Below are 14,166 nucleotides of genomic sequence, written 5' to 3' on the forward strand. Positions count from 1 at the left end.
TTTATCAAAAAACTCCATGTGAATAGTGGATTCACATGGAGTATAAGTTGGATTTGGATATCAATAATTAAGTGGATATTAAACGTTTGTTGGTTGTTTTACATATGGGTTTGTAAGGTCCATACCTTCTAATGAAAGACCCATCGCTTTTGCTACACCTTCACCATATGCTGGGTCGGCTAGATAGCAGTGAAGGATGTGACGGCGTTTGATAAATTCTTCAACAGAAGCCATATCATTCGCTGTATTTTCAAATAAGCGTTGTTGCTCTTCCGCAGTCAATAGACGGAATAGTTTACCTGGTTGCTCAAAGTAATTATTATCGTCTTCACGGAAATCATGAATACCTGCATGACCATCAATGCGTAATTCAGGCTCTTTATGATCTAAATTATGCTCCCACTCGCCATAGCTATTTGGTTCATAGCTTAATGTCGAACCAAGATTGCCATCAAAGCGCATTGCTCCATCGCGGTGGAAAGTACGGAATGGACATTTTGGTGCGTTGACAGGAAGCATATAGTGGTTTACACCAAGACGATAGCGTTGTGCATCCGCATATGCAAAGATACGACCTTGTAGCATTTTATCTGGTGAGAAGCTGATGCCAGGAACAATGTTAGATGGTGCAAATGCAGCTTGTTCAACTTCTGCAAAGTAGTTGTCCGGGTTTTTGTTTAACTCGAACTCACCTACAGGAATTAATGGGAAGTCTTTTTTATACCATACCTTTGTTAAATCAAATGGGTTGTATGGTAGCTCACGCGCTTGCTCCTCTGTCATTACCTGAATGTACATTTTCCATTTAGGGAAATCGCCTTTTTCAATGGCTTCATATAAATCACGTTGTGAAGATTCACGGTCTTGACCAATAATCTCATTAGCCTCAGCACCAGTTAGGTTCTTAATGCCTTGCTCTGTACGGAAGTGGAATTTAACCCACACACGCTCATTATTAGCATTGATAAAGCTATACGTATGAGAACCAAATCCGTGCATATTGCGGTAACCAGCTGGAATACCACGGTCAGACATAACAATTGTCACTTGATGAAGTGCTTCAGGTAATGAAGTCCAGAAATCCCAGTTAGAGTTGGCATTTTTCATATTTGTACGTGGGTCACGTTTTACCACGTGGTTTAAATCTGTAAAGTGTAATGGGTCGCGGAAGAAGAATACAGGTGTATTGTTCCCTACTAAATCCCAGTTTCCATCTTCTGTATAGAATTTAAGGGCAAAGCCACGAATATCTCGCTCTGCATCTGCTGCACCACGCTCACCAGCTACTGTAGAGAAACGTGCGAACATTTCAGTTTTCTTGCCGATCTCTGAGAAGATTTTCGCTTTTGTATATTGTGAAATATCATGCGTTACAGTAAAAGTACCAAATGCACCAGAGCCTTTTGCGTGCATACGACGTTCTGGAATTACTTCACGATTGAAATTTGCTAATTTTTCAACTAACCATACATCTTGAAGTAAAAGAGGGCCACGTGGACCTGCTGACATAGAGTCATGGTTACTTACTACTGGAGCACCACCTGCTGTTGTAAATCGACGGCTACGATCATTTGCGTTTGTCATATTAGTTTACCTCCTGAAAAAAATGTGAGTCAAACTCTTCGTCTATAACTATAACAAATATAAAATAGAATTGCTAGTACATTATAATAATTATCGTTAAAGAATTTTTATATTTAAGTACAAACTATAAATATATGCGCTAGACATGCGAATTATACATAGTTTTTAGCTTTAATTTATTTTATTTAATCTCAATTTTAAAGATAATTGTCACATTAAGATCAAGATAATGACAGTATGATAAAAATCTTTATTGAAAATAAAATGAACTAATTGAAAATTATTTTAATCAATCCTTTAATTTTTTCTATATCGATTAGGCGTAATACCAATTTGTTGCTTAAATAATTTTATGAAATAATTTGGGTCATCAAAACCGTTTAAATGAGCGATTTCACTAATAGCAAAATCTGTTTCTAGCAGCATTTTTGTGGCATGTTGAATTCTTACTTGCTGTAAATAGCGCTTAAATGGCAAGCCTTGTTTTCTTGAGAAAATCGTACTTAAATAATTGGGGCTTATTCCAAGCTTATGAGCGACAAAGGGAAGAGACAGTGCGCTATCTTTAAATTGTTGATCAATTACTTCTATAGCTAGTTCAACATAGTCAGCTCGTTTCTCTATTCTAGCTTCCCTTGCTAACTCAATTAATGTCTGCGTGAAAGAAATAATCCCATTGAGTATCGTATAAAATATAGGATGCTCAATGATTAAGTGAAATAGCTGACGGTAGTTTTGTTCGATAACCGCTTTTTCATGTAATTTATATTTCAGCATAAAGCGTCTAATTTGTGCTAAGACACTCGTCAGATGAATGCGTAAATCATCTTGCTCATAATATATGCCTTCATTAGAAAGCCGATATAAAAATGTTTTAACGGCCTCTAGGTTTCCATCTTCCAAACTACTTATTAGTAATTGTTGTTCTTCTGGTGTTAGTAAGGGGTCAAAGGGCTGAGTCTCATATTGTTTGCTCGCATAAAAAATATGGCCAAAGCCTTCGTAAAAACTTTGATGTAGTGCACGCTTTGTTAATGTATACATATTTTTAATGGTTGTAGGTGTTCCATCATATATCCCAATATTTAAAGAACTATTACTAATCACACGCCATTCCTTCATAAGTGTACGTACATCTTTTTCTACAATCCTTATATCATTTGTTTGAAAAAGACATACGATGCTATTAGATAGAGGATATGTTTTCATATGGAAGTGAATCGGTGTTTGTTGAAGCCAATTGTAAAGCTTATTGAAGGTTTCTGTATGCTCGGGTTCAATCATTGTGAAATGTATCGTTGTCTCAATTGAACTAGATTTATTATCTAAAAATAATTGATTATAAAAGGAATCATTTGTAGCCTCCTGCGCATCTTCTGTAACCTGTGGTGTGCGAAGAGAAATGGCTGTGAGTTTTTTCTTTAATAGCTCTAAATCAATAGGCTTCACAAAAAGATGTGCTACCTGTAAATCAATAGCCTTCAGTGCATTTTTAAATAATGGTTCTGTTGTCATTGCTAAAATGGCGCCGGAAAGCTTTTGTAAATCGCGATGAAGAGCAGCTAAGCGATTATTGGGAAATAAATCAATATTTAACAGTATGGCGTCTGGTTCAAATTGTCGAATGCTTTGAGATACCTCTGAAATACTTGTACACATTTCAATAAAAACATCCCCTGGGAAATATGTATGTAAAAACCATTTTATTCCTGCTAGGTCGGTTGGATCGCGATCAATTAATAACAGCTTCATACCATCAGCCTTTCTTAAAATATTCTGGTTTCATATAAAAGTACGATTATATTAATAAAAATAACATAGTAATCTGAAAAAAGTCTTGTTTTCTCTATTAAAATTCTCTATATTCTGAAAAAGGTAGTTAGTACAATGTAAATAGAGTAATTGATCATCAGCAGAAACCAACTTTTGTTATGAAAACGCTTAATAAGTTTGATACTGATGTTTTTATATTACGAAAATATGAATGAAGAGAATTTATTTACATAGCCATATAGGGAATAGGGGGATGTCATGTGAAGTCAATCATCGAGCTTGATGGCAATACATTAACAAGACAACAAATTGAGGAAATCGTGAAGGGGCAAGCAACAGTTGCACTTGCTACAGAGAGTTTAGAACGTATTCGTTTAAGTAGAGAGCGTATCGAAAAGCGTTTAGCTGAAGGACAAACAATTTATGGTGTGAATACAGGGTTTGGTAAACTCAGCAATATAAAAATTGAAGAAGAAGACATTGAGCTATTGCAGTTAAATTTATTACGGTCAGATGCAACAGGTGTTGGTGAACCATTCCCAACAGATGTTGTACGTGCAATGATGGTGTTACGTGCCAATGCTTTAGCCAGAGGATTTTCTGGCATTCGTGAGGAAACTGTCCAACTACTATTGAATTTTATTAATAAAGGTGTCCACCCAATTGTTCCGTCACAAGGTTCGGTTGGAGCAAGTGGTGATTTAGCGCCTTTATCACATTTGGCATTAGTGTTAGTGGGTGAAGGAAAGGCTGAGTTTAACGGAGAAATCATGAGTGGTAGTGAGGCGCTAAAACAAGCTGGATTAACCCCTGTTAGACTTCAAGCTAAAGAGGGGCTAGCATTAGTTAACGGTACACAAGCTATGACGGGTATAGGTGTATTAACGGTCAATGAAGCTGAACGAATTGGTCTTGCAGCGGATATGGCTGCTAGCTTAACACTGGAAGCTTTAAAGGGGATTACCTCAGCATTTGATCCAGCACTTTTAGCAGTAAGACCACATCCAGAGTTAGAACTTGTGGGAGGGCGTATTCGTAAGTGGCTCGATGGCAGTAAACGTGTGACAAAGCAGGGTGAAATTCGCATGCAGGATGCTTATTCATTACGTTGTATACCGCAAGTACATGGAGCTTCTTGGCAGTCATTTTTCTATGCACAGGATCGTGTTCAAACTGAAATGAATGCAACAACTGATAACCCAATCGTTTTAGAAAGCGGGGAGGTATTATCGGGTGGGCATTTCCATGGACAGCCAATAGCCTTAGCAATGGACTTTTTGAAAATAGGTGTATGTGAATGGGCCAATATTTCAGAACGCCGTACAGAACGTATGGTAAACCCTCAACTTAATGAAGGGCTACCACCATTCCTAGCAACAAACCCTGGGATTGAATGTGGACTTATGATTGCTCAATATACAGCAGCCTCTATTGTCTCAGAAAATAAAGTTTTAGCACATCCTTCTAGTGTGGATTCTATTCCTACATCAGGAAACCAAGAGGATCATGTAAGTATGGGAACAACTTCGGCACGTCAAGTACGTCAAATTGTTCACAACGCTGCTCGCGTTCTAGCAATCGAATTAATTTGTGCATCACAGGCTATTCATTTAGACAAGGCAGAAGAGCAATTGTCTCCTACTACAAGTAAATTCTTAAAGAAAGTGCGTGAATTTTGTCCACCATTACTAGCCGATCAACCAATTGGCGATGAAATTGAAGCATTGGCGAAATATTTACTATCAAGTAATGATTTAGTAAATGAGTATGTGTAAAATGGATTGAATTTTGATATGAAAAAGCAAAGGCATGGCTCGGTTATCCACCGAGTAGCCTCTGCTTTGAAAATATTTATATATATAGCAGTCTGAATATTCAGTTATTGATAGTCGCAGACAGCAACATTCACATTACTTTTAATAGGAAAAGGAGCGTGTTTTTAATGGTATTTAAGACAGATATTCGTGCACCACGTGGAAATGAACTAACATGTAAGGGATGGACACAGGAGGCAGCAATGCGTATGTTAATGAACAATCTTGATCCAGAGGTGGCAGAGAATCCAGATGAACTGATTGTTTATGGGGGTATTGGCAAGGCTGCTCGTAACTGGGAAAGCTATGAACAAATCATTGCATCTTTGAAAGAATTAGAGAATGATGAGACTCTTTTAATCCAATCTGGAAAGCCAGTAGCCGTATTCCGTACACATGAGCATTCCCCTCGAGTGCTGATTGCCAATTCAAACCTTGTACCAGCATGGGCAAATTGGGATCACTTTTATGAATTAGAAGAAAGGGATTTAATGATGTATGGTCAAATGACTGCTGGGAGCTGGATTTATATTGGCGCTCAAGGTATTTTACAAGGCACTTATCTGTCCTTTGTAGAAGCAGGCAAAAAGGTATTTGGCACTGCTGATTTACGTGGTAAATTCATCCTTACAGGTGGTATGGGCGGAATGAGTGGTGCACAGCCATTAGCAGGGAAAATGGCAGGTGCTGTAATCTTAGTTGTTGAAGTGGATCGTGCTCGCATTGAACGTAAAATCAAAGAAGGCTACTGTGATTATATTGTAGAAACTGTAGATGAAGCGATTGCATTAGTTAATAAATTACGTGACCAAAATGAGCCAGCATCCATTGGTCTTGTTGGTAACTGTGCTGATGTTAATCGTGAGCTGTTGAATCGTGGAATTATTCCAGATTTTGTGACAGACCAAACATCTGCACATGATCCGATTAATGGCTATGTACCAAATGGCATGACCTTTGAAGAAGCGCTAAAACTTCGCAAAGAGGATGTAAAAACATATGAGCGTAAAGCAAAAGAAACAATGGCAGAGCATGTTCGTACAATGCTAGAGTTCCAAGAGGCAGGCGCAGAAGTATTTGATTATGGGAATAACATTCGCGCCTATGCCAAAGAGATGGGTGTGACAAATGCCTTTGATTTCCCAGGCTTTGTACCAGCGTATATTCGTCCGTTATTCTGTGAAGGAAAGGGCCCATTCCGTTGGGCAGCGCTTTCAGGAAATCCTGAGGACATTTATAAAACAGATGCACTGGCGAAAGAGATGTTCGCTGAAGATGAGGGTCTTGTCAATTGGATTGATATGGCACAAAAAATGGTGAAATGGCAAGGGTTACCTGCACGCATTTGCTGGTTAGGCTATGGTGATCGTCATCGTTTTGCATTAAAGGTAAATGAAATGGTTGCAAGTGGTGAATTATCAGCACCGATTGTCTTTGGTCGTGATCACTTAGATTCAGGTTCTGTAGCATCACCAAATCGTGAAACAGAAGGGATGCTAGATGGTTCAGATGCGGTATCGGATTGGCCGATTTTAAATGCTCTTGTTAATACTGCTAGTGGTGCAAGCTGGGTAAGCGTACACCATGGTGGTGGTGTAGGAATGGGTTATTCACAGCATGCAGGTCAAGTCTTAGTAGCAGATGGATCAGAGCTTGCTGCTGAAAAAATTGCACGTGTATTAGTTTCAGACCCTGGAATGGGTGTTGCTCGTCATGCTGATGCAGGCTACGATATTGCTATCAATACAGCAAAAAACAAAGGTGTCCATATACCAATGTTAAAGGGTGATGCGAAGTGACCATTCTAATAAAAAATGCAAATGAAGTAATTACCTTGAAAAGTAATGCACAAGGACCACGTACAAAAGAACAAATGCAGGAAATTGCAGTAATAGAAAATGGCAGTGTTCTAATTGAGGAAGAGCGTATTGTAGCAGTAGGAGCTTATGAGCAACTAAAAGCCGACTTCCCAGAAATAATAAAGAAAGCAGAAACGATTGATGCTACTGGTAAGATTGTTATGCCTGGCTTAGTGGATTGTCATACACATTTAGTGCATGGTGGAACACGCGAGCATGAGTTTAATATGAGACTAAATGGTTCTACCTATATGGAAATCATGAATGCAGGAGGTGGCATTCATGCTACAACAAAGCGTACACGAGAAACAAGCTTTAACGAATTATATGAAAAGACGATGCAGCATTTAGATGTATTTTTAAAGCATGGTGTAACAACAGTTGAAGCAAAATCAGGCTATGGCTTAGACTGGGAAACGGAAAAGAAACAGCTAGAGGTCGCAAAAGAATTACAAGCTGCACATCATATTGATGTCATCAGCACGTTTATGGGAGCCCATGCAGTTCCTCGTGATTATAAGGGGCGTGAGGATGAATTTGTGGAAGTTGTGGTCCAAGAGATGCTGCCAAAAGTAGCGGAACTAGAGTTGGCTGAATTTAATGATGTATTTTGTGAAAAAGGCGTCTTTACACCCGAACAATCCCGACGCATTTTAGAGGCTGGAAAAGCACTTGGCTTAACACCGAAAATACATGCGGATGAAATCGAGCCGTATCAAGGCGCCGAGCTTGCTGCCGAAGTAGGGGCCATTTCGGCAGAGCATTTGTTAGTTGCTTCTGATGAGGGAATTCGAAAAATGGCTGAAGCGGGTACGATTGCTGTATTGCTGCCAGGTACCGCATTCTTTTTACGTGCACCTTACGCAAGAGGGCGGCTTATGATTGACGAGGGAGTACCTGTAGCGATATCAACAGACTTTAATCCTGGATCATCCCCGACAATGAGTCTACCTTTTATTATGAATTTAGCTTGTATGCATATGGGTATGACATTGGAGGAAGTATTAACGGCAACAACAATTAATGCGGCATATGCACTGAATCGAGGAGAGCAAGTTGGTTCCCTTGAAGCACATAAAAAAGCGGATGTACTGATCCTTGATGTAGAGAACTACAAGCAGCTGCAATACTTCTACGGTATGAACCATACACATACGGTAATCAAAAATGGGCAAGTTGTTGTACAAAACGGAATTTTGCTGAAAGATCAATAATAAGAATGGGCATAAATAAGGCAGAGTTGCTTTATTTATGCTTTTTTTATAAATCAGTTGCAAAAGCTTTGAAGAAAGATTATAATTTTAATAAATAGTAATTAGTGAATTACAAATTACTAGAACCTTGGAATTATAGAAGGGGTTATACAATGACAAAATTCCGTACTGAAGAAGAAGTGCTTGCACATTATGATTCTTCAAAATATCAAACACCTGATGGATATACCGCAGATATTGCCATTTTTACAATTACCTCAGAGAAAACAGAGGATAAGGCACCGCCAAACATGACGCTAAAGATTATGTTGATTAAGCGTGCTATTAAGGATGCTGAAGGTAATCCCAATATTGAAGGAGGGAAATGGGCACTTCCAGGAGGCTTTGTAGATGCCAATCAAAAAGAAACGGCCTTCATGGCAGCAAAGAGAGAATTAAAAGAAGAGACAAATGTAGAAGGTTTACATGTTCAACATTTTGGTGTTTATGATGAGATCGATCGAGATCCACGTGGTTGGATGATTTCGAATGCATTTTATGCCATTGTTCCTGAGACATATATTGAGCAACGTCAAGCGAATGATGATGCAGACGATGTAGAACTGTTTGATATAGAAAGTGTATTTACGCTTCCATTAGCTTTCGATCACCGAAAAATCATTTCCGATGCGTTGCATTTTATTAAAAGGGATATGATACAGACAACTGTTGCTAAAAACTTTTTACCACAAGAGTTTACATTGTCAGAGTTGCAACGAGTACTTCTAACAGTTGGAGAAGATCCACGAATCTCTAATGATTCTGTATTCTTTACAAAAGCACCGAAATTACCCTTTATCGAAAAAGCATTGGATGAAGAAGGTAAACCAAAGAAAACGAAACGAAATTCATTTAGGCCTTCACAACTTTATACATTCAATGATTTTGAAATCGTGGAGTCCATTTATCATTAGGAAAGAGCTTTCTTTCCTGATTATTTTAAAGAATGTAATTTGTAATTTAAAAATTACTAATTAAAAAATAGGAGTGATGAAATGATGAAAAAGCGTGCATTAATTAATATTGATTATACAGTGGATTTTGTTGCGACGGATGGGGCTCTTACTTGTGGAGAACCTGGGCAGCTGCTCGAACATGCAAATGTTGATTTAACAAAGGAGTTTATTAAGAGTGGTGATTTTACTGTATTTGCGGTAGATGTTCATGAAAAGGGAGATGTTTATCATCCAGAAACTAAGCTATTCCCACCTCATAATATTCGTCATACAGAAGGTAGAGAGTTATATGGTGCATTAAACTCATTATATGAAGAAAATAAAGACCAAGATCACGTCTATTACATTGATAAAACGCGTTATTCTTCTTTTGCAGGAACAGATTTAGAATTGAAATTGCGTGAAAGAGGAATTACTGAGCTACATTTAATCGGCGTTTGTACAGATATCTGTGTTCTTCATACAGCAGTAGATGCTTATAATAAAGGGTTCGATATCGTCATTCATAAAAATGCTGTCGCATCCTTTAATCAAGCTGGACATGAGTGGGCATTAAATCATTTCGAGCATACTCTAGGTGCCACTATTATTTGACATGAATGGAGGAGGAAATATGAAATATGTAGATGATAGTTTCATGTTACACACAGACCTATACCAAATTAATATGGTTCAAACGTATTGGCAAGATGGTGTTCATCAACGTAAAGCTGTTTTCGAACTATATTTTAGAAAGCTTCCATTTGGCAATGGCTATGGAGTTTTCGCTGGATTGAAAAAAGTGATTGAGTTTATTAATAACTTTGGTTTCTCTCAAAGTGATATTCAATATTTACGAGAAGAGGGGAAGTATCCTGAGGAATTTCTTGAATACCTAAAAGAACTTAAATTTACAGGGACAATTAAAGGGATGAGAGAGGGAGAACTTGTCTTTGCTAACGAGCCTATCCTGCGAATTGAGGCACCATTAGCCGAAGCCCAATTAATTGAAACGCCGTTGTTAAATATCGTTAATTACCAAACCCTGATTGCGACAAAAGCTTCACGTATCAAGCAAGTGACGGGTGAGGATGTTGTAATGGAATTTGGAACCCGCCGTGCACATGAATTTGATGCTGCTATTTGGGGAACGCGTGCTGCTTATATAGGTGGATTCTCTGCAACAAGCAATGTAAGAGCAGGAAAATTATTCGGTATTCCTGTGTCAGGAACACATGCCCATGCGATGATTCAAACCTATCGAGATGAATATACTGCGTTTAAAAAATACGCAGCAGCACATAAAGACTGTGTTTTTCTAGTAGATACTTATGACACACTACGTTCTGGTGTTCCTAATGCTATCCGCGTAGCGAAGGAGCTAGGGAATCAAATTAATTTTATTGGTATCCGTTTAGACAGTGGAGATTTAGCCTATCTCTCAAAACAAGCAAGGAAAATGCTAGATGAAGCAGGATTTACAGCAGCTAAAATAATGGCTTCGAATGACTTGGATGAATATACAATCATGCATTTAAAGTCGCAAGGAGCGCAAATTGATGCTTGGGGAATCGGAACTAAGCTGATTACAGCCTATGATCAAGCAGCTCTTGGTGGAGTATATAAATTAGTTGCGATAGAAAACGAAAGTGGAGAACTGGTTGATACCATTAAAATTTCAGCAAATCCTGAGAAAGTGACTACACCTGGACGTAAACGCGTTTACCGTATTATTAATGCAGAGAATGGTCATGCTGAAGGAGATTATATTGCGTTAGATAATGAAAACATACAGCAAGAAGAAAGATTGAAAATGTTCCACCCTATTCATACGTATATTAGTAAATTTGTTACAAATTTTACGGCAAAAGAGTTACATGAAAGTATCGTAGAAAACGGAAATATTGTTTATAAGGAGCCAACTATTCAAGAAACACAAAAATATGTAAAGGAAAACTTACATTTATTGTGGTGCGAATATAAGCGAACAATGAATCCTGAAGAATATCCAGTCGATTTAAGTCAAGCATGTTGGGACAATAAAATGGCATGCATACAGGCGATAAAAGAAAAGGTCTCACAACGTATTTAAAAGAAAATTGTAGGAGGTAGAGACGATGGCGAGAATAGGCATTTATGGTTCATCATTTGATCCTATTACCAATGTCCATCTTTGGACAGCAAGCACTGTCGCACATCGGTGTAAGTTAGATAAGGTTATTTTTTTGCCTTGTTCAAATAAACGCAAAGATAAAACCATCAAAACAGCTGATACACATCGTTGGAATATGCTTCAGTTAGCCATAGCTAAGGACGATCGTTTTATTGCAGATTCCTATGAGATGGATCAAGAAGGCTGGAATATTTACACATATGACACCATGAAATACTTTAGAGAGAAGAACCCAGAGGATGAGATACATTTTATTATGGGTGCTGATTTATTAGTGGATATTGGTGCAGGGTTATGGAAAAAGGGTGACGCATTAGTAGCGGAGAATAAATTTATTGTAATGGCACGACATGGCATCGATATGCTATCAACCATTAGTCGTTCCCCCATTTTAAGAAATAATGATGATGGAAGATTTCACCTTATCGATAAAGGGCTAGCGATGGAAATTAGCTCTACCTATATTCGAGAAGAATTTGCAATGGGGGGAGAACCAAGATACCTCTTGCCTACTGCTTGTTACAACTATATTAAAGAACATCATCTTTATCAAAAATAAAATAGTGAAGCTACAATTATAAGTGTGGATGACTACCACACTTATTTTAATTTTGAAAAGATGGTGAATTTTATCATATAGGCCTCAGCGTAAGCTATAATAAAAATAGCAATGGTATACAATTTTTTTGCTGTCAATAATTAATAATGATTAATGTTAGAAAGGAATTCATGAATGTGCAGCTTACATTAACATTTCTTATTTTAGGAGCAACAATTTTCGCATTTGTGACCAATAAAATACGAGCAGATCTTGTAGCAATTGTGTCACTTTTAGCATTTGTCATTATGGACATTTTAACGCCCGCGGAGGCATTAGCTGGTTTTTCAAACTCTGTAGTTTTAATGATTGCAGGGTTATTTGTCGTGGGTGCAGGGATTTTACGAACTGGCCTAGCAGGCATGGCGGGGCGACTCTTACTAAAATGGTCAGGCAATAGTGAGCTCAAGTTATTTGTGCTACTTCTTATTATTGTAGGATCGGTCGGTGCATTTATGAGTAATACAGGTACTGTCGCCTTAATGATGCCAATCGTTGTAAGTATAGCGATTAGTATGAAAGTAAGTCCTTCTAAATTTCTACTACCGCTCTCCTATGTGGCAAGTCTTTCAGGTTTGATGACACTGATTGCGTCACCAACCAATTTAATTGTCAGTCAGTTATTAGTTGATCGAGGCTATAATAAACTTGGCTTTTTTGAAGTGACTCCTATTGGCATCGTGGGGATGATTGCTGGCATTACTTATTTAGTACTTGTAAGAAATATTTTATTACCAAATGATCAAAACCGCACACAAAGCAATGAAGGCTATAAACTTTCGCCCAAAAAAATTATTAAACAATATGATTTAAATAATCGTCTATTTAAAATCTCTGTTCCTGAGGAGTCGCCTATTATTGAAACATCGTTAGCGGAATTAAAACTACCAGCTAAGTATATGCTCTGTATGATGAAAATTCACCGTAAATCTCAGGAGGGTATTAATTTATTACCGATGACTTATCAAGAAATGGCAGGACCAACTAGTGTCATTCATGCCAAGGATGAGTTATATGTTCAAGGAGAAATAGAGGATATTCATCGTTTTGTTGAGGATTATCATCTTGAGATGCAAGGATTAGTTGAAGGGGAAGCCGATGAATTAGTATCGAAGCATCTGGGTATTGCTGAGGTATTGCTTACCCCTAATTCGAGCTTTATCAATGAAACGGTTAGCTCCCTCGGTTTCAGAGAAAAATACAATCTAAATATCATTGGTATTAATCGCAAGGGTGGTTATAAACTTCAGGATATGGTATCTCACAAATTAAAATTTGGAGACGCAATATTAGTACAGGGAGCATGGGATGAAATTCTTTTGTTAGCAAGAGAAACACAGGATGTCGTGGTTGTTGGCCAGCCGAAAGAACACGCAAGTGTGGCAGCGGCTACAGGCAAAGCTGGAATTGCGGGAATTATTATGTTATTCATGATTATTTTGATGGCATTTGAAATTTTCCCTGCTGTAATCTCTGTGATGATTGGTGCCGTACTGATGATTTTAACAGGTTGCTTGAGAAACATGGAAGATGCCTATAGCAATATGAATTTTGAAAGTATTGTGTTAGTGGCTGCTATGTTACCAATGGCGACAGCGTTAGAAAAAACAGGAGGCATGACCATTTTATCTGATGGTATTATTAATGCTTTAGGTGGTTTCGGACCATATGGTGTACTCATAGGGATTTACATTTTGACAGCCATTTTTGGTCAATTCATTAGTAATACGGCAACGGCTGTATTGTTTGCCCCCATTGCCATGAGTGCTGCCATTGCCATTGAGGTTAGTCCCACAACATTTATGATTGCAGTCGCAGTCGCAGCAAGTATGGCGTTTGCTACGCCAATTGCTTCCCCCACGAATGCACTGGTAATGACGGCAGGGGGCTATAAATTTATGGATTTTGTAAGAATAGGGATACCGTTACAAATTATTATGTTTATTGTGATGATGATAGCCATCCCGTTCTTTTTCCCATTTTAAAAACTCGGTTTCTCTACCGAGTTTTTTGTTTTTTTAAAGATCTATTATTTTTTTGTAGGAAATTATGATAAAATTATTTTCTAGTTCATGGTCTAACATTGAACTAGCTTGTGATTAGATTTTAAAGTTATTAATATAGGAAGTTTTCCGTTGATAATAAAAAAAATAAAGTTTTTTATTAAAAAGTGTTGA

10 protein-coding genes are annotated in these 14,166 nt (G+C 37.9%); 8 read left to right on the top strand and 2 right to left on the bottom strand.

All coding sequences use genetic code 11. The annotated features are described in order from the left end of the window. Positions 1 to 78: 78 nt before the first annotated feature. Together MKZ14_RS01140 and MKZ14_RS01145 are read right to left on the bottom strand one after the other, a co-directional pair. Positions 79 to 1,584: a catalase gene (locus tag MKZ14_RS01140; protein WP_016993654.1), complete on the bottom strand. Its 1,506-nt coding sequence runs from the start codon at positions 1,582 to 1,584 to the stop codon at positions 79 to 81. Between the two features lie 297 nt (positions 1,585 to 1,881). Further along, positions 1,882 to 3,336, bottom strand: coding sequence for a helix-turn-helix domain-containing protein (locus MKZ14_RS01145; RefSeq protein ID WP_339280583.1), 1,455 nt, complete (start codon positions 3,334 to 3,336; stop codon positions 1,882 to 1,884). A 290-nt stretch (positions 3,337 to 3,626) separates the two neighbouring features. Between MKZ14_RS01145 and hutH the strand changes: the two genes are divergently transcribed. From hutH to MKZ14_RS01185, 8 genes are all read left to right on the top strand, one after another. Next, positions 3,627 to 5,132, top strand: a complete 1,506-nt coding sequence (hutH, locus tag MKZ14_RS01150; protein WP_176408527.1) for a histidine ammonia-lyase — start codon at positions 3,627 to 3,629, stop codon at positions 5,130 to 5,132. A gap of 167 nt (positions 5,133 to 5,299) precedes the next feature. Next, on the top strand, positions 5,300 to 6,970 hold the full coding sequence (hutU, locus tag MKZ14_RS01155) for a urocanate hydratase (RefSeq protein ID WP_016993652.1): 1,671 nt from the start codon (positions 5,300 to 5,302) through the stop codon (positions 6,968 to 6,970). After that, complete coding sequence (gene hutI, locus MKZ14_RS01160; RefSeq protein WP_312126619.1) at positions 6,967 to 8,244, top strand: imidazolonepropionase; 1,278 nt, start codon at positions 6,967 to 6,969, stop codon at positions 8,242 to 8,244. The genes hutU and hutI overlap by 4 nt, the downstream gene beginning before the upstream one ends. Positions 8,245 to 8,396: 152 nt before the next feature. Further along, the gene (locus MKZ14_RS01165; RefSeq protein ID WP_036075977.1) at positions 8,397 to 9,197 is read left to right on the top strand and encodes an NUDIX domain-containing protein; all 801 of its coding nucleotides are present in this window, start codon (positions 8,397 to 8,399) and stop codon (positions 9,195 to 9,197) included. Between the two features lie 81 nt (positions 9,198 to 9,278). Then, entirely contained in the window at positions 9,279 to 9,833 is a 555-nt protein-coding gene (locus MKZ14_RS01170) for an isochorismatase family cysteine hydrolase (RefSeq protein ID WP_312126621.1), read from the top strand. Positions 9,834 to 9,852: 19 nt separating this feature from the next. Then, on the top strand, positions 9,853 to 11,310 hold the full coding sequence (locus MKZ14_RS01175) for a nicotinate phosphoribosyltransferase (RefSeq protein ID WP_258859412.1): 1,458 nt from the start codon (positions 9,853 to 9,855) through the stop codon (positions 11,308 to 11,310). A 25-nt stretch (positions 11,311 to 11,335) separates the two neighbouring features. After that, complete coding sequence (gene nadD / locus MKZ14_RS01180) at positions 11,336 to 11,950, top strand: nicotinate-nucleotide adenylyltransferase (RefSeq protein WP_036075981.1); 615 nt, start codon at positions 11,336 to 11,338, stop codon at positions 11,948 to 11,950. Positions 11,951 to 12,120: 170 nt separating this feature from the next. Further along, positions 12,121 to 13,974 carry an SLC13 family permease gene (locus MKZ14_RS01185; protein WP_339280584.1) on the top strand — a complete coding sequence of 618 codons (1,854 nt, stop codon included), beginning with the start codon at positions 12,121 to 12,123 and terminating at the stop codon, positions 13,972 to 13,974. The last annotated feature ends 192 nt before the right edge of the window (positions 13,975 to 14,166 follow it).

The organism is Lysinibacillus sp. FSL P2-0066 (genome assembly GCF_037969495.1).
Classification (GTDB): Bacteria; Bacillota; Bacilli; order Bacillales_A; family Planococcaceae; genus Lysinibacillus; species Lysinibacillus boronitolerans.

Bases quoted from the DNA above. Each gene is read 5' to 3' on its own strand.
- MKZ14_RS01140 (WP_016993654.1), bottom strand. From the start codon at position 1,584: ATGACAAACGCAAATGATCGTAGCCGTCGATTTACAACAGCAGGTGGT.
- hutU (WP_016993652.1), top strand. From the start codon at position 5,300: ATGGTATTTAAGACAGATATTCGTGCACCACGTGGAAATGAACTAACA.
- MKZ14_RS01145 (WP_339280583.1), bottom strand. From the start codon at position 3,336: ATGAAGCTGTTATTAATTGATCGCGATCCAACCGACCTAGCAGGAATA.
- MKZ14_RS01185 (WP_339280584.1), top strand. From the start codon at position 12,121: ATGAATGTGCAGCTTACATTAACATTTCTTATTTTAGGAGCAACAATT.
- MKZ14_RS01165 (WP_036075977.1), top strand. From the start codon at position 8,397: ATGACAAAATTCCGTACTGAAGAAGAAGTGCTTGCACATTATGATTCT.
- nadD (WP_036075981.1), top strand. From the start codon at position 11,336: ATGGCGAGAATAGGCATTTATGGTTCATCATTTGATCCTATTACCAAT.
- MKZ14_RS01170 (WP_312126621.1), top strand. From the start codon at position 9,279: ATGATGAAAAAGCGTGCATTAATTAATATTGATTATACAGTGGATTTT.
- MKZ14_RS01175 (WP_258859412.1), top strand. From the start codon at position 9,853: ATGAAATATGTAGATGATAGTTTCATGTTACACACAGACCTATACCAA.